Consider the following 23,744-nt stretch of genomic DNA (forward strand, 5'->3'; position numbering starts at 1 on the left):
TCAAACTATGAGCAAAGTATTTACCATAGCAGAGGGGCTTGAAAACCTGGGTGCGCTGCGTACGGGCGGACAAGGTTCTGTGTATAAGGGTAAGCGGTTGGGCGAAATCATTACTGCGGTAAAGATATTGCCTACGCCGATCCTCTCGGAGGACATGTCGGACAGGAACTACCGCACGTTTAAAAATGAGGTGGAAAAGCTAAAGAAGGTAAATGAGGTTCCGAACCCGAACGTAGTTAAGATCATGAATTACGGGCTCACCGAAAGTGGCTCCTTCCCGTTCATAGAAATGGACTATATAGAGGGTCCAGATCTTGGTGATCTACTGAAACCTCCTCATGAGCCGGTATTTACAATAAGGGAAACGATTAAGGTGGCCGAGCACCTAGCCAGCGCTTTAGCACATTGCCATAAAGTGGGTGTTAAACATGGCGATATCAAGAGCAATAACGTGAAGTTTAACACGGCAACAGGCAACTATATTTTATTTGACTTTGGCTTGTCGATCATGTCGGACGAGCAGCGGCGGAGTAGTATACGCTATGCCGGTGCGGTTGAATTTATGGCGCCCGAACAGCATGATGGAGAAATGTTCTTTCAGACGGATGTGTATAGTTATGGTGTAATTCTGTATGAACTGCTTGCAGGCTCAGTACCCTTCCCACAGATCAACAACAGTGAGACACACCGGAATGCGGTGATGCTTTCCCATATGGAAAAGCCAGTGCCCGACTTGCTAGACCTTCGGCGTCAGAACATCCCCGAGGGCTGGTCGGCCGAAACAAAAGCTGAGGAGATGAACGTGCCGGCCTGGCTTCTTAATCTGATCAGGAAGTGCCTGGAAAAACTTCCTGAAAAAAGGTATGCAGACGGCATAGCGCTTCAAAATGCGCTGATTCATCACAGAGAACTTGTCGCCCCACCTATGGAGACCCCTAGCCTGGCTTTACCCGAACCTGAGGAGGCCTCGCCAGACGCGGTAAGGGTTTCCAAGCCAATATTCTACGTGATGGTATTAGCGCTGGTTGCGCTGACGTTATTTGCGGCTTATTCTATCTATCTGAACGATATTAATCAGCGGCAGCTTGCATACTATACAGATAGCCTGAGCAATACGCCAGATACGACATCGCTTGTCGCGGAAACGATACCGGAAGACACGGTAAATACCATTAAGCCTATCATTACAGATACGGCAGCGCTACAGGGCAGCACGGATGTAGACAGTCTTAAACAAATCTATGAGGCGCAAATGGGTGCCGAGCAGCCAACGGAGCAGCAGTCTGCAATTCCAAAAGAAAACACGTCAAAAAACAAAGACATTGTACTGGTTAGTGAAGGTGTTCGTTATCAGCTGCCCAAAGGCACCCTGTTCTTTTACGATGCCCCTCAAACGGATGCGTCTAAGCGCGGGGTGTTCGGTTTATGGACCATGAATAAGTTTAGCGTAGTAGATGAACAGAATGGTTTTATTTATGTAACCCACACGAATAATGATGGCGAGGTTACAAAAGGCTGGCTTAATAAAGCCGACCTGAAAGAGGTTCCATAATTTTTTTAGTTTTTTTAAAACTTTTTATAGTGCCTCACGTTATATATTCGGTTTGTTTGGTTTAGGTTGATCTGTGGTGGGTCAACCATCTTTAATAACAGGGATAGCTTTTAGCTTATCCCTGTTTCTCTTTTATTTCAGATTTTCTTAGGCACAATTCGGGGCAAATTCTATTTTTACAGAAAAACTAACCAATTAAAACACCATTAAAACAGTTATTCTGATGAAGAGAGTATTGTACCTGATCGGTTTATCGGCTATTTTATATAGCTGTGGTAAAAGTGACACCAGCGCTACTTATGTGGCCCGGCCGCTGACAGTAAATGAGAAATTTAACAGCAGCGCTCCTGATAGTGTTCTGAAAATATATCCTTATAAGGGGGAAGATGCCGGGTCGGACGGCAAACCAGTGTATACGGTTAAGTTTAGGGATACGCTTGTTAAAATCCAGATGGGCGAATCAGATACTGGAGCTGTTGCTGAAAAATTTGGCTTTGCAGAGTTTATCAATACACAAAAAACGGCGATGCTGGTGCAGGTGGCGGATAACTCGGGACTTACTGCACCCTTTTTTATCGTTGCCTTTAACGACGGCAAGCTTGACGTGGCCAGCCTTTACAGGGCTTCAAACGGCAAGCGCGACAAAGATGTTACAAAGGGAATTAACCAGATTGGCCGCAATGGTTACGTGGTGAACAATGACTTCTTTGTAGCCAATGTAAATGCGAAAGTATATGTGCTTAAAAGACAAAATCCGGAAGAGCGCATACAAGGTGAATTCCTTACACACTCTCCTGACCGGACTACACTGGTTTTTTTAACGCCTAACTCGCTATACCAGGTGAATTATGTAGCTAATGAAACTTTAAACGTTCCTTACAGGCCTGAAGAGGCTGACAACATCATCAGAACTGTGCAGCAAAATTACACCTGGCAGCAGCAAGGCAATACCAGCGTGTATTTCTTTAAGCCCGGTAAGGACCGTGTCGTAGATATTTCAGAATTTAACTAGTCTTGCGGCCGGTTAAATAATAGACCGGAATTCCGATTAACATAATCACAACACCCCATCCGCATGTGCTTGTCTTAAATATCAGCAAGGCAATGCATAGTGCGGATGCGGTGATGATATAGAAGGCAGGAAGAAAGGGATAGCCAAACGCTTTATAGGGCCGCTCGGCCTCTGGCATTTTCCGCCTTAAGATAAAAATGCCGTATATAGTCAGAATATAAAAGACGAGCACGATAATCACCACAAAATCGAGCAATGCGCCGTATTTCCCGGTGAGACATAGTACGGAGGCCCAAACACTTTGTACCCACAATGCGCGTCCGGGTACATCTGCTGAATTTAGACGTGCTGCCTGTTTGAAAAACAACCCGTCTTTGGCCATAGTGTAATATACCCTAGCCCCTGCCATAATAAGTCCGTTGTTGCACGCAAAGGTGGATATCATAATCATGAGGGCAATAATGACGGTTCCTGCAGGCCCGAAAATTGACTGAGCGGCCACTACTGCAACCCGGTCAGATTTTGCTGTGGCTATTTCGTTCAGGGGAAGAACGGAGATATACATCAGGTTGGCCAGGATATAAATCACACTGACGATAAAAGTTCCAAGAAAGAGGCTTAATCCGACGTTGCGCTGGGGATTTTTGATTTCTCCGGCAATAAAAGTAACTCCGTTCCAGGCGTCGCTGGAAAAAAGGGAACCTACCATAGCTGCAGCAATACCTGACACAAGGAGGGTACCGCTCACATCTGCCCAACTCAGGGAGCTGGTGTCGAAAGCACGTGGCTGCCAGGCGTCGGCCCAGTTGGCATTCCATACTTCGGAACTTGCTGCCAGGCTGAATCCAAAAACAATGAGACCAAATAGTGATAATATCTTAATGATGGTGAGGATAGTCTGCAGCATCTTACTGTTTTTAACTCCCCTGCTGTTCAGATAAGTAAGCAGCACAATAGTGATGATAGATACGATCTGGGCGGCATTGAGCTGGAAGGAGCCTGCTGTCCAGAGAATATTTTCATCGCTGAAAGGTTCGTAGAGGTATGCGGCAAACTTTGAAAATGCGACGCCGACCGCTGCAATGGTTCCGGTTTGTATGACAGCGAAGAGACTCCAACCATACAAGAAGGCTATGAGTTTGTTGTAAGCTTCTTTTAGGTAGATGTATTGTCCACCGGCTTTTGGAAACATTGCACTTAGCTCACCATAACTGACTGCGGCGATCATGGTAATAACCGCTGTGAGAACCCATACGAGTATCAGCCAGCCCGCCGAACCTACATTGCGTGCGATATCCGCACTGACAATAAAGATGCCCGACCCTATCATGGATCCGACTACAAGCATGGTTCCGTCGAGTAACCCAAGTTCTCTTTTAAACGTGCCGTCGTGCGACTGTGCTTCCATATGTTTGTTTGCTAAAACTACCTTTATTGAATATTTTCTGGGCTAATATATTTAAAAGTCAGTTAAGTTCAATGCGACTGTATGTGAATCATTTTTAGCATAAATCGGACGGATTGGACCGCCGAAATAAATATTTGCGGTCGGAGCCTCAAAAATTTGGTAATTACGCAAACACCGCTATTTTTGCAATAGCCCATCACCCCGTATTCGATTGATTTTCTTTTGAATAGAGGGTAGGGCTAAAACAACCAAATATCTAAAGACCTATCAGAAATTTAAACGAGAACATTTATGGAGTTTTTACAACAGAATTTAATTTATCTCATCCCTGCACTGGGGCTTGCGGGTATTGTGGTGATGGCGGTTAAAAGTGCCTGGGTAAACAAGCAGGATGCGGGCGACAAAAACATGCAGGAACTGGCCGGCTACATCGCCGACGGCGCAATGGCTTTTCTGAAAGCGGAATGGCGTGTCCTGAGCATTTTTGTACTTGTTACGGCTGCTCTCCTGGCCTATTCGGGCACAGTGCATGAGATAAACGGAGTAGAACTCCACTCTAGCTGGATTATTTCCATTGCCTTTATTATCGGTGCTGTTTTTTCAGCTACGGCTGGCTACATCGGCATGAAGGCTGCGACCAAAGCGAATGTACGAACCACGCAAGCTGCCCGTACAAGTTTAAAGCAGGCCTTGAAGGTATCGTTTACCGGCGGTGCTGTAATGGGACTTGGTGTAGCAGGACTGGCTATTTTTGGTTTGGGAGGTCTGTTTATTGTATTCCTGAACATTTTCGATGTTGTTGAAGCAAACAGCACGCAAATGAAGACCGCTATTGAGGTGCTGACCGGCTTTTCACTTGGCGCAGAGTCGATAGCCTTGTTTGCCCGTGTGGGTGGTGGTATATACACCAAAGCCGCTGATGTGGGTGCCGATCTGGTGGGTAAGGTGGAAGCTGGTATCCCGGAAGACGATGTGAGAAACCCTGCGACCATTGCTGACAATGTGGGTGATAACGTAGGTGACGTGGCAGGTATGGGTGCCGATCTCTTCGGATCTTATGTGGCAACTATACTGGCGACGATGGTTTTGGGACAGGAAATTCAGGTAACTGACGATTACAATGGCATGTCGCCCGTTTTATTGCCAATGGTTATCTGCGGGCTCGGCATTATCTTTTCGATCATAGGTACATGGTTCGTCCGCATCAAGGGTGAGGATTCCAATGTTCAGAATGCATTGAACCTGGGCAACTGGGGTTCTATAGTCATTACGGCTATTGCTTCGTTTTTTGTTGTGAAAGGGATGTTACCTGAACAGCTTCACTTACGCGGTGTGGATTTTTCAAGTCTGGATGTGTTTTATTCCATTATCGTCGGTTTGGTTGTAGGCACGCTGATGAGTATTATCACGGAATATTACACCGCGATGGGTAAAGGACCTGTGAATTCTATCATTCAGCAGTCGGGCACGGGGCATGCTACGAATATTATCGGAGGCTTGTCTGTGGGTATGAAATCTACCGTGGCCCCTATCCTGGTGCTTGCGGGGGGAATAATTCTTTCCTATGCTTTTGCCGGACTTTACGGAGTGGCTATTGCAGCCGCTGGTATGATGGCCACTACGGCTATGCAGTTGGCGATTGATGCGTTCGGACCGATTGCCGATAACGCAGGCGGAATTGCAGAGATGAGCCAACTTCCTCCTGAGGTGCGCGAGCGCACCGATAATCTGGATGCGGTTGGCAATACCACTGCTGCAACAGGAAAGGGCTTTGCAATCGCCTCGGCAGCACTTACATCCCTGGCATTGTTTGCCGCTTTTGTCGGTGTTGCGGGGATATCGGCCATCGATATTTATAAAGCACCGGTGCTGGCGGGCTTGTTTGTCGGCGCTATGATACCGTTTATATTCTCCGCATTATGCATTGCAGCCGTGGGTAAAGCCGCTATGGATATGGTTAGGGAGGTTCGCAGACAGTTTCGTGATATCCCCGGTATTATGGAGTACAAAGCTAAACCGGAATATGAAAAATGCGTCGCCATATCGACTAATGCTTCTATCCGTGAGATGATGCTGCCGGGCGCTATCGCGATCCTGGTTCCGATTATCGTGGGATTCGGTTTCAAAGGTGTATTCCCGGAAGTAAGTTCGGCAGAAATTCTGGGCGGACTTTTAGCCGGAGTTACCGTATCGGGCGTATTGATGGGGATTTTCCAGAGCAATGCTGGCGGTGCATGGGATAACGCAAAAAAATCGTTCGAAAAGGGTGTTGAAATTAATGGGGAGATGCACTTCAAAAAATCTGAACCACATAAAGCTTCCGTAACGGGCGACACTGTTGGTGATCCTTTTAAAGATACTTCTGGACCTTCAATGAATATCCTGATCAAACTTATGTCGATTGTCTCCCTGGTTATTGCACCTTATATTGCTGTATCTGCGAGTGAGCGGCTATCTATGCAAGCTCCAGTGATGCAACTTGAAAAAAGCATGCATTCGATGCAAAAACAGCTAGAAAAACAAATGGATTCGTTAGAAAGAGCTGTACAAGCTTCGTTGCCGGACGAAACGGACGCTCAATAGCGATAGTTTAAGAAAACAAAGGGGGTTTTGAGACAAAATCCCCTTTATTTTTAAACAGATTTTATTTACGTTTGAAACTTTATTCATTAACAAACTAGACAAACCTAAAATATGAGTTTATTTAAGAAAAAACCCATGCATCTGCTGCTTGCGGAAGCAGACGAGACGAGCAAGGGTTTGAAACGTACCTTAAGTGCGGGTGCTTTGGTGGCCTTGGGTATTGGGGCGATTATTGGTGCCGGCTTATTTGTACGCACCGCGGCCGCTGCGGCACAAAACGCGGGTCCTTCAGTTACGATTGGTTTTGTGATCGCTGCAATAGGCTGCGCGCTTGCCGGCTTATGCTATGCGGAACTGTCTTCATCTATCCCAATTTCGGGAAGTGCCTATACCTACACCTACGCCACCATGGGCGAGATTATGGCTTGGGTAATTGGCTGGGACCTTGTGCTTGAGTACGCTGTTGGGGCAGCTACTGTAGGTATTGCCTGGAGCGAATACTTAAATAAACTGCTGGTAGAGGTATTGCACGTTGCACCCATACCTTATGAATGGTGCCATTCGCCGTTGCAGACCTCCCTTGACGGCACATCGGGTATTATGAACCTCCCGGCGCTATTTATCGTGACATTGCTGAGCTTCCTGCTGATTAAAGGAACATCTGAATCTGCCTTCGTAAACGGGCTGATCGTGATTACCAAGGTGAGCATCGTGATATTGATCATCGTTTTAGGCTGGGGTTTTGTGAATGCGGCAAATCATACGCCTTATATCCCGCCTGCTGGTGAGTACGTTGACAGTGCCGGTATCAGTCACTCTTTTGGCGGCATCATGGGTATTCTTGGAGCGGCAGGAACAGTGTTCTTCGCCTTTATCGGTTTTGACGCGGTGAGTACTGCTGCTCAGGAGACAAAGAATCCAAAGACTGCTATGCCGATAGGTATCTTGGGCTCTCTTGCTGTATGTACATTGCTTTATATCCTGTTTGCTCATGTCCTTACAGGGATCGCACCAGTCGAGTTCTTTAGAACAAAAGGTGGTGAAGCATCCGTAGTAGCGGCGATAAGCGAATACATGACCGGTTACGGCTGGCTTGCGCAACTGGTAACAGTAGCGATACTTGCCGGGTTTTCTTCAGTTATCCTTGTTATGCTCCTCGGGCAGAGCCGGGTATTTTATTCAATGAGCCGTGATGGTTTGCTGCCAAAGATATTCAGCGACCTTCACAGTAAATATAAAACCCCGTACAAAGCAAACCTCTTTATATTGATCCTGGTGGGGCTTTTCGCTGCTTTTGTACCAGGCGATGTAGTTGGCGATATGACGAGCATTGGTACCTTGTTTGCGTTTATGCTGGTATGCGTAGCGGTGATCATTTTAAGGAAAACTGATCCTGATTTGCCACGCCAGTTTAAGACGCCATGGGTACCCGTAATTCCTATACTAGGCGTTCTGGTGTGTGGTGCAATGATATTTGGCCTTGGGTGGACCAACTGGTTAAGACTTTTCGGATGGCTTGCTCTGGGCTTTGTGATTTATTTTGGTTACAGCCGCAAGCACTCTGTGCTAAATAATACAGGTAAAACGGTAATACCTAAAGACCCACCTGCGCCGAAACTGGATTAATCGGGATAAGGGCGAAAAAATTAAAGCCGTTTTTCAATTTGAAAAGCGGCTTTTTTTATCTGCAATACAATATCCTAAATGGTTATATTTACTCACTATATGCCGACATATGAATTTTAGTTTTAGTCAGATATTATCTACTTCAATGATCCTCTTTGCTATCATTGATATATTGGGCTCCATCCCTGTGGTTATTGAACTTAGGAAAAAAGCGGGGCATATACAGTCTGAGAAGGCGGCCATAGTGGCAACGATATTAATGATCATCTTCTTGTTTGCGGGCGAATCGTTACTTAAAGTGATTGGGCTTGACGTGGCTTCATTTGCGATTGCCGGTTCATTTGTCATCTTCTTTATTGCGATGGAAATGGTATTAGGTCTTACCATCTTCAAGGAAGGCGACGCACCTGAAACAGTATCTATTGTTCCTCTGGCCTTCCCTTTAATTGCCGGGGCAGGAACCATGACTACCCTGCTTTCACTTAAGACAGAGTATGCGACTCAAAACATCATTGTCGGAATTGTAGTAAATATGCTTTTTGTGTATTTTGTTCTTAAGAATACAAACCGTATTGAGCGGCTGCTTGGAAAATCTGGTTTGAACGTACTCAGAAAGGCCTTTGGCATCATACTGCTTGCCATAGCGATCAAACTGTTCAGGAATAACACCGGCCTGTAACTATGCCTCGGTTTTGATCAGTCGGGCAACAAACATGGTATCGGCTTTGTGGTCATAGCCTTTAATGACTTCTGCCTTTTCAAGGGAAAGCGGAAGGTTTTCAGTGAGCCACTTTACTGAAGTTTCATTTTCCTGCATGAATGCAGAACACGTGATATAAATCAACGGGGCGCCCGCTTTGAGGTATTTACAAACGTTGGTCGCGATCGCCCTTTGCAGCGCTGCAAATGCCTCGATCTTATTGGCATCGAAGTAATGGAGCATTTCGGGTGTACGCCCCCATGTTCCGGAGCCTGAACACGGCGCATCCAGGATGATCCCGTCAAATTCGTAATGATGCAGAACCTGCTCGTTATTTTGCAGGAGATCAAGTACCTTTTTCTGATACGTTTTGATACCTGCGGCGCGAAAGCGTTCTTCCAGGTTGTCAAGACTACTGGAACGCAGGTCGCTTACCAGTAATTGAACGGTAGGTTCTGAATCGTGCAGAAGAAGCGATTTGCCCCCCGATGCCGCACAGCAGTCCCACCAGTATTCCCACTTGCCAGGTTCGAAATATTTGCCCGTTTCCTGAGAAGATAAATCCTGCACCTCGAAGAGCGCCTGATCCGTCAATATCTGCTCTAGCTTGGTACCATTTGGCAACGCCACTGTCGTTTCAGATAGCTCCCGGAAGGGCACCTCGTGTGCTAATAGTTCGTTGAGCACCTGTGGCATGTAGCTACGTTTAACGCGTATGAAAAGATCAGGCTGTATAAAATGCGACGCCGCAAAAGCCGCTCGATCCACACCGGCACTTAAGTGTTCCTGAAAACGGAAGACGTCTTGCAGATTGAAATCCGGGAAGGTTTCAGTGAGCAGATTGAACTTATCATGGAGAGCAGACTTCATTTGGTCGACGTAAAAAGGCAGCTCGCTTTCAACGATCAGACTGGGTGTGTCATTGCACAGAAAATCGGCGACAGCCAGCCTTAGATTTTGACTTCGTGTGGCCAAGGCATTACCCAATCTAAAATAGCTGTAAATATAGCGTGTGGCCCAACGTCTGTCGGAAGAGCCCATTTGCTTATTTTGCTTGTAATAACCGAAGAGAAAGCGATGCAAAGGGATGTCGCCCTGGTAGCGTTCTAAAATCTGCTGAAATGCCCGTAACTGGTGGTGGATTTTCATTCAAGCTCGCTTAACTGGTAGTTCTGATACCGTAAAAGCATCAGGCTTGTATTCATATATCCGAGTGCTTCATCAAGGTCAAATACGAACCGGTTGTGCAGTCCGGTATATTTTTCCGCAGACAAATGTTTTGCATAGTCGGTGCCGTATTTAGACAGCATCTTCCCAAAATAGAACCCGATGTCAAAACCTTTAAAAGCGAATTCATCTGGCTCAAACTGGTAAAGGGCACGATACTTCTTCACAAACTGGTTAACCCTCGGATCGGTGTAGTTGACCCGGTAAGATGAAGTAACAGCCGTGCGCAGGAGCTGGAGCTTATCGACAGTATAGTTCTGTTTAACCCAATCGGGATGCCCATACAAGTCGACGTTGAGCCCGACATTTTTCATTTTTACAAGCTTGTCGATTGTTGGAGCGACGAAGTCGCGTGCTGAAGAACTGACAATAACGACATATTTTTTTTGCTTGATGAGCTTGGTTTCCATGGTGAATACCGAAGCGTACTCCTGAAAAGAAAACTTACTACCTTTTGATAGGAAAAGCATCCTAAGCGGCGTAGCCATAATCTCGTCGTCAGGATCCTTCCGGCTAATCAATACCACAACCGTATTTGCCGGATCATACCGCTTAACGATATAATTGACGATTTTGGCTGCGTGCTGATCTATGTTGTTCACAATGGAAATCAGGTTAGGGTTGTTGAACTCTGCCGGGTGCGTTGCCGCCAGCGGATTGACGATAGGAATGCCCCTGTCTACGCTGTAGTTCTTTAGATGCCTAAGCCCATCGGGAAACACCGGTCCGACGATCAGATTCGCAGACCTTAACTGACCCGTGGTGATCAAGCGTTCAAGCTGGGCCTGACTGTCGCCCGTGTCATGTACATTCAGCGTGAAATTAAGCCCAGACGAGGCTGCTGAGTCGACCCCAAGTTTGAATCCCTGGTAAAAGTCGATAGCCATGGCAGATCTATCGACATCTGCTTTGGTAGCCGTACGAAGATTCACAGATTCAAGCCTGAAAGGTACCAGCAAGGCGATCTTTGCCTGCGTAAACTTCTCTACTGGTTTAGCTTCAATTACCTTTTTTTGCGCGCCAACCTGTGCCGGTTTATTTTCTGCCTGCTGAACTTTCGGTGAACACGCAGATATTAATAGGCACAATAAAACAAGAAACTGATATCTATTCCCACTCAATAGTAGCAGGTGGCTTTGAACTGATGTCATACACTACGCGATTGATTCCCTTTACCTTATTAATAATCTCATTAGAGATCTTTGCGAGTACGTTATAAGGAAGATGGCACCAGTCGGCCGTCATGCCATCTACAGACTCGACGGCACGCAGGCAAATGACATTTTCGTAAGTGCGCTCGTCGCCCATCACACCCACGGATTGAACCGGCAGGAAGATGGCCCCCGCCTGCCAAACGTTGTCATATAGTCCGGCTTCTTTCAGATTATTGATGTAAATGGCGTCAGCCTCTTGCAGAATGGCTACTTTCTCAGCTGTTACTTCGCCCAATATTCTAATGGCCAGGCCCGGACCAGGGAAAGGATGACGTCCAATGATAAAGTCTTCCAATCCTAACGAACGTCCTACCCTTCTGACTTCGTCTTTGAAGAGTGTATTTAGGGGTTCTACCACCTTGAGTTTCATGAAATCAGGTAAGCCACCCACGTTGTGATGCGACTTGATCGTTGCAGATGGACCTTTAACAGAGACCGACTCAATTACATCCGGATAGATGGTTCCCTGCGCCAGCCAAATCACGTCTTTAACAAGGTGAGCCTCGTCATCAAATACCTCGATGAATACCCGGCCGATAGCCTTGCGCTTTAATTCGGGATCTTTAACGCCGGCAAGCTGCCCCAAGAAACGCTCTTTAGCGTCGACACCTTTAATGTTCAATCCAAGATGCTTGTATTGTTCTAAAACCGCTTCATATTCGCCCTTACGGAGCAAACCGTTGTCGACGAAAATACAATGCAGGTTTTTACCGATCGCTTTGTGCAACAGGATAGCCGCCACACTGGAGTCTACCCCTCCAGACAATGCGAGCACTACCTTATCATCGCCCAGTTTCTGACGAAGTGATGCAATGGTTGTTTCCACGAATGCATCTGCTGTCCACTCCTGCTTACATCCGCAGATGTCGACAAGGAAATTTTGCAGAAGCTGCCTTCCATCTGTACTATGTGTAACTTCAGGGTGGAACTGTATGGCATAGGTATCGGAATCTTTGACCTGGTATGCTGCAACTCTTACACTGCTTGTGCTGGCGATCAGCTCAAAGTTATCAGGCACCTTGGTGATGGTGTCGCCGTGAGACATCCAAACCTGCGACTCTGCAGGGATATTCTTGAAGAGTTTGTTTTCTGATGCAATATAGTTTAAATGTGCACGACCATATTCCCTGGTTGATGAAGGCTGAACCTCGCCTCCGGAATGCTGAGCGATGTATTGCGCACCGTAACAAACGGCCAATACCGGAAACTTTTTATGGAACATTTCCAGACTGATCTGAGGTGCATCTTCCTGTCTTACCGAATATGGGCTACCGGACAGGATGACACCTTTAACATCGGCACCTATCTCTGGAACATTGTTGAATGGATGAATTTCGCAATAAACATTTAACTCGCGTACTCTCCTGGCTATTAACTGTGTATATTGGGAACCAAAATCGAGAATGATGATTTTTTCTAGCATGGCCAAAGTTAAGAAAATTTAATGACCTCGACGCCGAACCGCTCTAAAAAATCCACGCCTTCATCGCTTGGGAGCCCTTTATATTCTGCATAGGAATCCCGATAAAACACGGTTTTTATCCCGGAGGATAAAATTAACCTGGCACAGGCGATGCAGGGCGACAGTGTGGTGTATAGAGTTGACCCTGATATTTTTGAACCGTTTTTAACCGCATACAAAATGGCATTCTCTTCGGCATGAAGGGCCAGCGAGCAACTGCCTCTGGAATCACGCGCACAGCCTGTTTGAGGCCACTCTTCATCGCAATTGTGCGTACCGGCAGGAGGTCCGTTATAACCGATTGATATGATCCTGGTATCTTTTGCTAGTACGGCACCCACGTGGGCACGAACGCAATGTGAACGTAAGGCCAGCTCGGAGGCCAGGTTCATAAAAATATGATTGAAACTGGGTTTTTCTGTCATTCTATAATTAAAAAAGCCCCGGAACGGTAAAATTCCAGGGCTAATATATATGATTAAAAATTAATGTCCGCCTGAAACCTTCTTGTCAAAACTGATACCCTGGCTACGCAGGATACCACTGACTTTCCATGCATAAAACGCCAGGTATGCGAAACAGAGTATACCCACTATATAGCTGTACTGCAGCCCTGTAAACTCGGATACGTACCCTTGTATATAACTCACGATACCTCCACCCATGATCATCATGATCAGGAAGCTGCTTCCCTGGCTGGTGTGCTTACCTAAGCCGCTTACCGCCAGCGTAAATATACACGGCCAAAGGGTACTGCAAAATAAACCGACACTCGTGATTGCGTAGACGCTGACCATACCGGTGGTAAACATACCTATTAGCAGCGCCGCGATCCCTACAAATGAGAATATTAAGAGCATCCTTGCAGGACTTCCTTTACTGGCTGTATCGGCAATGATCAGTATAAGGATTATCGCAGCGTAGATATAAAAGGGTGCCAGATCATGATTTGCGATGGCATTGACTCCAAGGAAGATGCAAAATGCCAGATATGGAGCTACGAAACGAAGTACTTTTTGTATATTGACTTTGTCGGTAAACGCCTCTACTGCACCTGTCCATCTACCAATCATCATACTGGCCCAATAGAGTGAAATATACGGTGCAATGTCACTTATCTCGAAACCAAGTTCCCGCTCCATATAAGCAGGAAGATTACTAGCGGTAGATACTTCAACGCCCACGTATACAAAGATTGCGATCATCCCGAGTACCAACTGTGGGTATTTAAGCGCAGATCCTTTGATTGACGATGCGTCTTCGATGGTGCTTTCTACAAGTGGCGGGCGATCGGGAAGCGGTGACAATTTTAAGAAGATAGCAACCGCTATAAAGGCAGCGCCCAGTATAAGGTAAGGTACTTTTACGCTTTCGATACTGATTGAGCTCGTAGCATTTGTGCTGGCCCCGAAAATTGCGAAGCTTACAATTAGCGGACCTATCGTAGTACCAAAGTTGTTGATACCGCCGGCAAGCGTCAGACGTTGAGAACCGGTAGAGATAGGACCCAGCGCAATAGCCAATGGGTTAGCAACGGTCTGCTGAAGCGAAAAGCCGAGGGCCACGATAAACAGTCCTGAGAGCATCAAAGGGAATGAACCCGTATTCGCGGCCGGATAAAACAGGAGTGTTCCTACTGCAGAAATTACCAGCCCGAGGGCTAATGAGTTTTTGTAACCGATGGTGTTAACGATATCTTTTTTAATAAGTATAGATATTCCCGCATAGATTAATGAACCCACTGTATAAGCGATATAAAAGGCCAGGGAAACCCATTGGCTTTGACTTTGGGTTAGATCAAAAGCTTTCTGAAATACGGGTATCAGGATATCGTTACTAGCTGCAACGAAGCCCCAAAAAAAGAAAACCGTGACCAAAGGAATAAACTGGCCCCACTTTGTTTGTAAATTTTCTGCACTCATGTTTAGATTGGTTATTTAAAAGGCTAAACTTAGTAAAAAAAACCAGAACATAAAGTGTAATAATCACACGACAGACGAGTTATAAATCGCATATTAGCACATTAATTATAAAGAAGCTGAATGTTTGAGGCAATATTACATGGAGTAGGCGCTGGAATATTATTTTCGTTTTTAACTGGCCCCGTATTCTTCTCTATGATCAAAACGAGTATTGAAAAGGGTTTTAAAGCCGGTTTCTCGCTTGCAGTAGGTGTGGTTTTGAGCGATATTATCTTTATCTCTCTGACCATTTTCAGTACCCAGTTTGTTGACTATAATGCTGCTTATAATCAATATGTATCGATCATTGGCGGTCTTTTCCTGTTTGCGATAGGATTATATTATCTGATCAAAAAGGTGGAGGTTAATTACAGCTTAAGCGAAGTGACAAGGATTAAAAAACGTGGCTACTTGCTAAAGGGCTTTTTCATGTGTCTTTTATCCCCTACCACACTGATGTTCTGGATTATGGTGGGCGGAATAATATCGATGCAACTCCATTACGACTTCAACGAAAAAATACTCTTTTTTGCTGTTGCGATGGCTACACAATTGCTGGTTGACTGCGTGAAAACATATTATGCTGCGCGACTAAGACATAAGATCGAACCTCATACCATTCAGCTTTTGAACCGTATAGCCGGGAGCGTTATTCTTATCTTTGCTTTACGCCTTTTCTTCCAGGTAGTAATCAGGGGGTAAGAAAACACCTCGCTTCCTTACCCATTGACCGTGTCTTAATACGCCCGCTGGTTATTTCCTTCTTTCCAGTTGACAAAAGCTTTATTTACCACTTTATTTCCGCCTGGAGTGGGATAATTCCCTGAAAAATACCAGTCGCCGGAGTGTGCCGGACAAGCCACATGCAGATTTTCAAGAGTCTGGTAGATAACCTGAACTTCAGCGTCTATATTGTCAGGGGTGATGATTTTAGTGATTTGGGCAGAAATCTCTTCCTGAGTAAAGGGCTCATAGATCTCTTTAACGTGGTTGATAATTTCTTCTTTTGGAAGAAGCAGGGAGGCTTTACATTTTTGATAAACATCCTCAATGATATGGCTTAGTCCCCGTTCATTTAACAATTGTATTGCTGCTTCGAAAGCAACAAACTGTCCCATTTTCGACATGTCAATCCCATAACAATCCGGATAGCGGATTTGAGGAGCCGAGGAAACGATAATGATCTTCTTTGGATGCAAGCGGTCGATAATTTTGATGATGCTTTGCTTTAAGGTGGTACCGCGAACAATAGAGTCGTCTATCGCAACCAACGTGTCTGTGTGATTCTTAATTACACCGTAAGTCGTATCATAAACATGGGCGACCATGTCCTGCCGATCTGCATCCTGAGTAATAAATGTCCTCAATTTCACATCCTTTATGGCCAGTTTTTCGACGCGGGGAGTCATGGACAGCAATTCATCGAGTTCTGCGTCTGTAAGCTTATCCTTACGATGCAGCAAAGCCTCTTTTTGAATCTGACGGATATGGGCATAGAGCCCCTCTACCATACCGTAAAATGAAACCTCAGCAGTATTAGGGATGAAAGAAAATACCGTATTTTTCAGATCGCTTTGCACTGCATCCAGAATCTGCCCACACAAAAGCGCACCCAGATGCTTTCTTTCCCGGTAAATCTCTGCGTCGCTGCCTCTTGAAAAATATATCCGCTCAAATGAACAGGCGCGCTTTTCCTGAGGTTCCCTGAAAACCTCCTGTGTTACTTTACCGCTCTTTTTAACGATAAGCGCATGGCCTGGTTGTATTTCTTTGACGGATTTAAACGGAATATTGAAGGCGGTCTGGATTGCCGGGCGTTCAGATGCCGCGATAACAATCTCGTCGTCGTGGTAATAGAACGCCGGTCTGATGCCGGAAGGGTCACGTAATACAAAGGCATCGCCGTTTCCTACTATACCACTTATGGCGTAGCCGCCATCCCAGTTCTTCGCCGAACGGCGTAATATGTTTGCGATGTCCAGATGCTCTGAAATCTTTTGTGTTATTTCAACGTTAGTCAAGCCTTCCTTCTTGTAAGAATCAAAAAGCTCTTGATTTTCATCGTCGAGAAAGTGACCGATCTTTTCTAATACAGTGACCGTATCGGCCTTTTCCTTTGGATGCTGACCCAATTCGTATAGTTGCTCCAGCAGTTCATCCACATTGGTCATGTTGAAGTTACCGGCAATGACAAGATTTCTGGTCATCCAGTTGTTCTGGCGAAGAAAGGGATGACAATTCTCTATACTGTTTTTACCATGCGTACCATACCGCAGGTGACCTAATAAAACTTCTCCAACAAAACTTACGTTAGCTTTTAGCCACTCCGCGTCAGCCATCAACTCCGGTGCCTCATTTTGAATAGGCACAAACTTGTTTTGAACGTACCCAAAAATATCGGCTACGGCATTTTGCGCCATAGACCGGTAACGGCTGATATAGCGGCTACCTGGCTTCATATCTAGCTTAATGGTAGCAATACCGGCACCATCCTGCCCGCGATTGTGTTGCTTCTCCATGAGCAGATATAGCTTGTTTAAGCCATAAAGCGCTGTTCCGTATTTTTGCTGGTAGTATGAGAGCGGTTTTAAAAGGCGGATAAAAGCAATTCCGCATTCATGTTTTATTGAATCACTCATTCGGTGGTTTATTGAGCCGCAAATTTACCGCTAATAATAATAAAAACCTAGAAGGAAATTGAACGTCACGAAGTATGATATTCACATGAAGATCATACCGGTACTAGACTTGATGCTTGGTTGTAGCCATCCTAAAGCACTTTAGCTAATGAAAGATGACTGGACTTGACCGTCGACTCAAAGAATATTGAAGCCTGTCTATCGAAAGCTGCTGAATCACCAGTGGTCCTAAAATTAACCTCGCCGTTTGTACTTAAGCGATTGGCAATCTCCGGGTGCCTGCGCAGGTAGTCGCAAAGGCTGTCTGCCACGATCCCACCCTGACCAATAAGCTTAACCCCAACCGGTATATACTGTTCGATTTTAGGCACAAGCAAGGGGTAGTGAGTACATGCCAATAATAAACAGTCGATCTTGTTGTTCTGTTCAAAGATGAGATCTATATACTTCTGCACAAAGTAATCTGCTCCAGGCTCCAGGTGTTCGTTGTTCTCCACCAGCGGCACCCACATTGGACAACTTTGCTGGTATACTTCGATGTGGGGATAAAATTTACGGACTTCCAACAGGTAAGATTGCGAATTGATTGTTCCTCTGGTTCCTAATACGCCGATTTTCCCTGAATCCGTATAGGTCCCGATAACTTCCGCTGTTGGTCTGATGACCCCAAGAACCCGGCGTCCTGGGTATTTAAATGGAAGCACACGTTGCTGAATCGTCCGTAATGCTTTAGCTGAAGCGGTATTGCATGCGAGAATAACCAATTGACAGCCCTGGTTAAAGAACCACTCGACACATTCGAGGGTATACTGAAAGACTGTTTCAAATGAATGATCGCCATAAGGCGATCTCGCATTGTCTCCCAGATAAAGATAATCGTATTTCGGCAACTTCCCCATAATCGATTTGAGTACTGTAAGCCCGCCATAACCAGAATCAAATACTCCTATAGGTGCTTCGTCAATTTTCATAAAAAAAGGGCTGAAAAAGTCAGCCCTGCAATTTAACGTTTTTATAGTTAACCTTATTTTTTTGGTGCAGTTGTATTTGCTGCCGTTGGAGCTACGCCCAGTTTTGTTTTTACTAATGGTGTGATATCGTCACCTCCGTCGAAATAAACCAAAGCCGGATTTGTAGTGTCAAACACATATGCATAACCTTTCTCCTTAGAGACAGCTTTAATGGCGTTGTCTACCTTTACCTGAATCGGGTTAAACAATTCTGTGTTCTTCTGTTCAAGTTCCTGTTGTGCCTTCGTCCTAGCGTCTTCGATTCTCTTTTCAAGGTCCTGCAGCTCTGTGCCCATCGTTTGTAGCTCCTTGCCCACAACCTCTTTGTTTGCTTCGCTTAGTGTCTTCTGCTTGTCTTGTGCTGCTTTCAATTTAGTCTGATACTCGGTATACATTTTTTCAATCACGGCAGTTTTCTCCTTTTGGAAAGCCTCAAGCGTAGTTCTGGCTGCCTTAACCTCGGCCATTCCATCAATCACCAATGCTGAATTTAAATGTGCGAACTTTTGTTGTGCATTAGCACTGCCGGCTACAAATAATCCTGCAGTTACCATCAATGCGGTCATTAATTTTCTCATCTCTCTTTTTGTTTTCTTAATTTTTACTGTGTGTTACCTACCAGAGAACCTGGCTTATAGCCTAATCTTACTATTACATCATTGCTTACGTCATAGCTACTGCTCGCATAGATCATCATCGTTGCTTCACTGCTCTTGTCAAAGATAAAGTCAAGAAGCTTTGCTTTCGCTACCTCCCCTACTGCCTTCGACACTTTTTCCTGAATTGGGTTTAATAGCTTTACGCGGGCCTGGAAAAGATCCCCTTCAGGCCCGAAAAATTTACGCTGTAGGTCTTTAGCTTCCTTTTCCTTTTCTATGATCTCGTTCTCTCTTCTTTTACGCATATCTTCTGTAAGAAGAACCTGGTCCGCCTGATAGGCTTTGTACATCTTATCGATCGCTACAAACTGCTGGTCAAGCTGCTTTTGCCATTGTTCTGACATTACGCTAAGTTGGTTTTGTGAAGACTTGTACTCCGGTAAATGTTTTAAGATATACTCGGTATCTACATAAGCAAACTTCTGTGCAAATGCACTAAACCCTGAAAAAAGCAGCAACGCCGCAAATAAAATCCTCTTCATCACTTTTCTCCTGTTAATTAAATCCTCCTAATTGTTGCGCTATACTAAAATGGAACTGACCCTTGTTGGCGTCAGGAATACCGGGAATCTTATCAAACCCATATCCATAATCGATTCCAAGCATGCCGAATATCGGTAAAAATATTTTTGCACCCAAACCTACCGAACGACGAATGTTGAAAGGGTTGAAGTCGCCAAACTTATCCCATGTGTTACCTCCCTCTGCAAAGCCAACAAGAAACGCTGTAGCCTGCTGACTGGCGATGACAGGATACCGAAGCTCCATGACATATTTGGTAAATATCGGACTGCCGGACTGCTGCGCGACAGTAGGATTAGATCCTACCGGTATCACAGAGTTGTTAGCATAACCGCGCATTGCGATTAGTTCAGACCCTTGTAAGAAATCAAATCCCTGCATTCCGTCTCCCCCTAACTTAAACCGCTCAAACGGCGACTGTCCAACAGCTTGGTTGTAAGAACCAAGAAAGCCGAACTGGGCCTGAGCCTTCACTACAAACTTACCCGCTAAGCGCTGAAACCATTGGGTTTCAAACTTCCACTTATGATATTCAGTAAACTTATAACGCTCTTTATCGGAAGCTGTTGCATAGTTAACATTATTTAACAACGAATATGGTGGAGTGGCTTGTATAGAAAATCTGAAGATTGAACCTTCAGTAGGAAATATCGGCGAATTTCTGGAATCCCTGCTAAGTTCCTGAGTAAGGTTGAAATTGAAAGACGTTCCATTTCTAAACAGATAGCCTGGGTAGTTATTCAGAATATATTGTTGTGCATTTATCGCGTGAGTGAGTTGGAAATAATTGTCCGGGAAATTTAATCTTCTTCCTAAACTAACCGTTACACCGTTTAAACGGATCTTAGAATACTCTGGACTCTGTCTATTGCGAAAACCATTCGATTGTAAGGAAGTAAAAGCACTTATTCCAAAGCTGATTGGCTTTTTACCACCAAGCCATGGCTCGGAAAACGAAAAACTGTATGACTGGTAATATTTACCATTCGTCTGCCCACGGAGACTCAACCTTTGCCCGTCGCCTTTTGGTAGCGGCTTATACGCGTCCAGGTTAAACAGGTTCTTCAACGAAAAATTATTGAATGTTAACCCAAGCGTTCCAATTATATTGCCTCCGCCGAAACCACCTGAAAGTTCGATCTGGTCTGATGGTTTCTCCTCTACAGTGTACTCAATATCGACAGTTCCGTCAGCAGGATTTGGTCGCGGAGTCGGTACAGTTTTACTCTCATCAAAATTACCTAGCTGGCCGATCTCACGTACAGTACGGATCAAAAGATCTTTTGAAAACTTCTCGCCTGGTTTTGTTCTGATCTCTCTAAGCACAACTCGATCATTTGTAATCGTGTTTCCCTTAACTGTAATACGGTTGTTCGTATATTGCGGGCCCTCATAGATGCGCATTTCGATATCAACGGTATCATTATATATCCGTGTCTGAACTGGCTCCGCGCTAAAAGTCAGATAGCCATCATTCAGGTATATACTCGAAACATCGTCCCCGTTTGCGCTTCCGCGCAATTTGGTTTCAAGCTTCTCCTCACTGAAAAGTTCGCCTTTCTCGATTCCCAGAGCTTTCTCAAGCATTTCGGTTGTATACTTTGCATTCCCCACCCATGTGATATTACCGAAATAATACTTCGGTCCCTCAAAAAGATCGATGCTGATTCCGACTGACTTCTCATTATATGGATAGATGCTGTCTTTTAATAATGCCGCATCACGGTAACCCCGTTTATGCATCTCAGCAATAAGCTTCAGTTTATCCTCTTCATATTTCTCTTTACTGAACTTTCCGGAACCAAATAGTTTGTAAAAGGCTTGCTGCTTGGTCTTCTTCAGGAACTTTCTCAATCTGGCATCTGAAAAATCTTTATTTCCGGTAAAGTTGATTTCTTTAACCTTCATCTTTCTGCCTCTGTCAATAGTTACCTGGAGTATCATCCCATTGTCTATGCTCGGATCTGGCTTGGTAGCATAGTCAACCGAGGTAAAGAAATACCCTTTCTCAGAAAGATATTTATTAATAACAGCCGTTGTGGTGTTGTATAGATTCTCGTTGATAATTGACTTACCGCTTTTATCTCCCAGCTTCTCCAGAATATCCGTTTTCTGGGATTTGCTTACGCCTTCTATTTCGAACCCTCCGAGACGCGGGCGCTCGACGACTTTGATATCAAAATATACGGTATCCTCAACGATCCGTTCAATGTCAAGTTGTATGTCTTCGAATAACCCCTGAGCCCAAAGATTCTTGATTGCGTTGGCAGTGGCATCTCCGGGTAGAAGAACTCTATCCCCTTTTGATAGTTTGGTAAGTGCTATAATTACGTCCTTATCCAGGTGTTCCGTGCCGGTTAGTGTAATGCCTCCGATAATATACTCCCTAGGATTAAAATAGTCTAGATCAGTACCTTTAACTTTAAGAGATGGTAATGTCGGGTTTATTTGCGGCCGTGTTATCTGCGCCAATGCTGGCAAACTCAGCAATAACAGTACTGTAAGCTGGTATATTATTTTTTTCATTTAGATTCTTAAAATCGATGCTAAGTTAATTTAAACACATGTTAAAAAGTGTTAAAAGTAAAATTAGTTGACTTGTTCACTAGTTTTACCAAAGCGTCGCTCACGTTTTTGATAATCGACGATGGCTTCAAACAAATCTTCGCGTCTGAAGTCTGGCCAAAGCTTATCTGTAAAATAAAGCTCGGTATATGCCATCTGCCAGAGTAGAAAGTTACTTACCCGGTGTTCTCCGCTGGTCCTGATCATTAGTTCAGGATCCGGCATGTCCACCGTGGTCAACATAGCCGAGAAGTGATGTTCATTGATATCGTCAACATTTAACTCGCCACGAACGGCTTTCTCTGCCAGTTTTTTTGCGGCATTAATGATTTCCCATTTTGCACTGTAACTAAGCGCCAGAGTCAGCGTGCATCTTTTATTAGAGGACGTTTTTTCCATAGCACTGGCGAGATCCTCTATACATTTTTGAGGCAATGAAGCAATATCACCTATAGCATTAAGCTTTATGTCGTTTTTTGTCAAGGTAGGCGTTTCCTGATTGATTGTGGAAATGAGTAATTCCATCAGTGCATTTACTTCTTCGATAGGTCTGTTCCAGTTTTCGGTAGAAAAAGCGTAGACTGTAACGTACTTGATTCCGATGTCAGCGCAGCCTTCAACAATGTCTTTAACTGACAGGACACCGCTTTCATGTCCGAAATGCCTTATCTTTCCTTGATTTTTTGCCCAGCGACCATTGCCATCCATAATGATTGCAATATGCTCTGGTAACTTTGTTAGATCAATCTGTTCTCTGAAACCCATCAATTATTCTTCGATATACTTAAAATGTATAGCATTTTTGGGACACAAAGGTATAAGATATGCCAATACCAACAAACATATATGTATCTCTTTTTCTAAAATCGCCTCGTTGAGTATATTGCAGACTTTCAAAGTTTTGCAGAGAGGGGTTCGACAGGGATTTGGCTTCATTAATGCGTTCAGGCTTAAAACCGGCAACCTCCCAGTAGTTTTCTCCGGGATAGGTTTTGCTTACATCGTCTATGTAATCTGTAAAAGCCGTCCTGTATCCAATCTGGGTAAATAGTCCCCAGTTTTCCTTAAGTTGGAATTTCAGGCCAGCACCATAAGGTACAGTGAACGCGTAATTGCGGTATACTATATTTTGACCCTCCGTCCTGTAATGTCTCAATACCACATCGTAAAGGTCGTACTTTGAATAATTGGCCTTGGGATTAAACAAGATACCACCGGCCCCCACGAAAAGATATGGCGTAAATTTTCTTCTCCCGCCCCCCGCAAAGTAGTCGAAAAAATTAAAATCAACCTGTAGACTTGCCTCATTGAGTGCTGTAGTAAAGTTAAGCCCTCGTTGTCTAAATTCAGGCTCATCAGATTTAAGGTCGTTTGCACGTATCTTTCCATAGGTATAGTTTGCGCTTAGAGACCAGTGGGCATCAAAATTCATCTTAACATACCCTCCTGCCGATATCCCGCTGATTTTGAGCAGCCTATTGATGTTCAGATCGCCTACATACCCGGAACCACCAATCCCAGCGCCTACTTCAAGTACCTGTGCTTTAAGGCCGAGGTTGAGAAAGAGTAATATTATGGTGACTGTCCACGCTGGCTTTCCCATC

Annotated in this window: 19 protein-coding genes; 6 read left to right on the forward strand and 13 right to left on the reverse strand. The window is 44.8% G+C overall.

The window, feature by feature from the left end; genetic code table 11:
- Positions 1–7: 7 nt before the first annotated feature.
- Both QEP07_RS06575 and QEP07_RS06580 read left to right on the forward strand, forming a co-directional pair.
- The gene (locus QEP07_RS06575; protein ID WP_285009158.1) at positions 8–1,552 is read left to right on the forward strand and encodes a serine/threonine protein kinase; all 1,545 of its coding nucleotides are present in this window, start codon (positions 8–10) and stop codon (positions 1,550–1,552) included.
- Between the two features lie 223 nt (positions 1,553–1,775).
- The gene (locus tag QEP07_RS06580) at positions 1,776–2,564 is read left to right on the forward strand and encodes a hypothetical protein (protein ID WP_285009159.1); all 789 of its coding nucleotides are present in this window, start codon (positions 1,776–1,778) and stop codon (positions 2,562–2,564) included.
- Here QEP07_RS06580 and QEP07_RS06585 read toward each other — a convergent pair.
- Positions 2,557–3,972, reverse strand: a complete 1,416-nt coding sequence (locus QEP07_RS06585) for an APC family permease (protein WP_285009160.1) — start codon at positions 3,970–3,972, stop codon at positions 2,557–2,559. The two genes, QEP07_RS06580 and QEP07_RS06585, sit on opposite strands and share 8 nt — an antisense overlap.
- Before the next feature lie 291 nt (positions 3,973–4,263).
- Between QEP07_RS06585 and QEP07_RS06590 the strand changes: the two genes are divergently transcribed.
- The 3 genes from QEP07_RS06590 (at position 4,264) to QEP07_RS06600 (ending at position 8,860) form a co-directional block, all read left to right on the forward strand.
- On the forward strand, positions 4,264–6,555 hold the full coding sequence (locus tag QEP07_RS06590) for a sodium-translocating pyrophosphatase (protein WP_285009161.1): 2,292 nt from the start codon (positions 4,264–4,266) through the stop codon (positions 6,553–6,555).
- Positions 6,556–6,666: 111 nt separating this feature from the next.
- Positions 6,667–8,181: an amino acid permease gene (locus QEP07_RS06595; RefSeq protein WP_285009162.1), complete on the forward strand. Its 1,515-nt coding sequence runs from the start codon at positions 6,667–6,669 to the stop codon at positions 8,179–8,181.
- A gap of 109 nt (positions 8,182–8,290) precedes the next feature.
- Positions 8,291–8,860 carry a MarC family protein gene (locus QEP07_RS06600; RefSeq protein WP_256004287.1) on the forward strand — a complete coding sequence of 190 codons (570 nt, stop codon included), beginning with the start codon at positions 8,291–8,293 and terminating at the stop codon, positions 8,858–8,860.
- Here QEP07_RS06600 and QEP07_RS06605 read toward each other — a convergent pair whose 3' ends face one another.
- The 5 genes from QEP07_RS06605 to QEP07_RS06625 are packed head-to-tail and all read right to left on the reverse strand — an operon-like array spanning position 8,861 to position 14,706.
- Complete coding sequence (locus tag QEP07_RS06605; RefSeq protein ID WP_285009163.1) at positions 8,861–10,030, reverse strand: RsmB/NOP family class I SAM-dependent RNA methyltransferase; 1,170 nt, start codon at positions 10,028–10,030, stop codon at positions 8,861–8,863. It abuts the gene before it with no gap.
- The gene (locus tag QEP07_RS06610) at positions 10,027–11,196 is read right to left on the reverse strand and encodes an ABC transporter substrate-binding protein (RefSeq protein ID WP_285009164.1); all 1,170 of its coding nucleotides are present in this window, start codon (positions 11,194–11,196) and stop codon (positions 10,027–10,029) included. Before QEP07_RS06610 ends, QEP07_RS06605 begins: the two co-directional genes overlap by 4 nt.
- 19 nt (positions 11,197–11,215) lie before the next feature.
- Entirely contained in the window at positions 11,216–12,745 is a 1,530-nt protein-coding gene (gene guaA, locus QEP07_RS06615; RefSeq protein WP_285009165.1) for a glutamine-hydrolyzing GMP synthase, read from the reverse strand.
- A gap of 8 nt (positions 12,746–12,753) precedes the next feature.
- The gene (locus QEP07_RS06620; protein ID WP_285009166.1) at positions 12,754–13,209 is read right to left on the reverse strand and encodes a deoxycytidylate deaminase; all 456 of its coding nucleotides are present in this window, start codon (positions 13,207–13,209) and stop codon (positions 12,754–12,756) included.
- 60 nt (positions 13,210–13,269) lie between these two features.
- Positions 13,270–14,706, reverse strand: coding sequence for an MFS transporter (locus QEP07_RS06625; RefSeq protein ID WP_256004282.1), 1,437 nt, complete (start codon positions 14,704–14,706; stop codon positions 13,270–13,272).
- 120 nt (positions 14,707–14,826) lie between these two features.
- Between QEP07_RS06625 and QEP07_RS06630 the strand changes: the two genes are divergently transcribed.
- Positions 14,827–15,447, forward strand: a complete 621-nt coding sequence (locus QEP07_RS06630) for a LysE family translocator (protein WP_285009167.1) — start codon at positions 14,827–14,829, stop codon at positions 15,445–15,447.
- A gap of 35 nt (positions 15,448–15,482) precedes the next feature.
- On the opposite strand, the gene QEP07_RS06635 is transcribed toward QEP07_RS06630, so the two are convergent.
- The 7 genes from QEP07_RS06635 to porG all read right to left on the reverse strand — a co-directional run bounded on the left by QEP07_RS06635 (position 15,483) and on the right by porG (position 23,743).
- Complete coding sequence (locus QEP07_RS06635) at positions 15,483–17,384, reverse strand: amidophosphoribosyltransferase (protein WP_285009168.1); 1,902 nt, start codon at positions 17,382–17,384, stop codon at positions 15,483–15,485.
- A 131-nt stretch (positions 17,385–17,515) separates the two neighbouring features.
- Positions 17,516–18,355: a glutamate racemase gene (gene murI, locus QEP07_RS06640; protein WP_285009169.1), complete on the reverse strand. Its 840-nt coding sequence runs from the start codon at positions 18,353–18,355 to the stop codon at positions 17,516–17,518.
- 53 nt (positions 18,356–18,408) lie between these two features.
- Complete coding sequence (locus QEP07_RS06645) at positions 18,409–18,972, reverse strand: OmpH/Skp family outer membrane protein (protein ID WP_256004278.1); 564 nt, start codon at positions 18,970–18,972, stop codon at positions 18,409–18,411.
- A gap of 23 nt (positions 18,973–18,995) precedes the next feature.
- Entirely contained in the window at positions 18,996–19,535 is a 540-nt protein-coding gene (locus QEP07_RS06650; protein WP_285009170.1) for an OmpH/Skp family outer membrane protein, read from the reverse strand.
- 13 nt (positions 19,536–19,548) lie between these two features.
- Entirely contained in the window at positions 19,549–22,101 is a 2,553-nt protein-coding gene (gene bamA / locus QEP07_RS06655) for an outer membrane protein assembly factor BamA (protein ID WP_285009171.1), read from the reverse strand.
- Positions 22,102–22,164: 63 nt separating this feature from the next.
- On the reverse strand, positions 22,165–22,905 hold the full coding sequence (uppS, locus tag QEP07_RS06660) for an undecaprenyl pyrophosphate synthase (protein ID WP_285010734.1): 741 nt from the start codon (positions 22,903–22,905) through the stop codon (positions 22,165–22,167).
- A 19-nt stretch (positions 22,906–22,924) separates the two neighbouring features.
- Positions 22,925–23,743, reverse strand: coding sequence for a type IX secretion system protein PorG (gene porG / locus QEP07_RS06665; RefSeq protein ID WP_285009172.1), 819 nt, complete (start codon positions 23,741–23,743; stop codon positions 22,925–22,927).
- Between the last annotated feature and the right edge of the window lies 1 nt (position 23,744).

The sequence above is a fragment of the Pedobacter faecalis genome (genome assembly GCF_030182585.1).
Lineage (GTDB): Bacteria > Bacteroidota > Bacteroidia > Sphingobacteriales > Sphingobacteriaceae > Pedobacter > Pedobacter faecalis.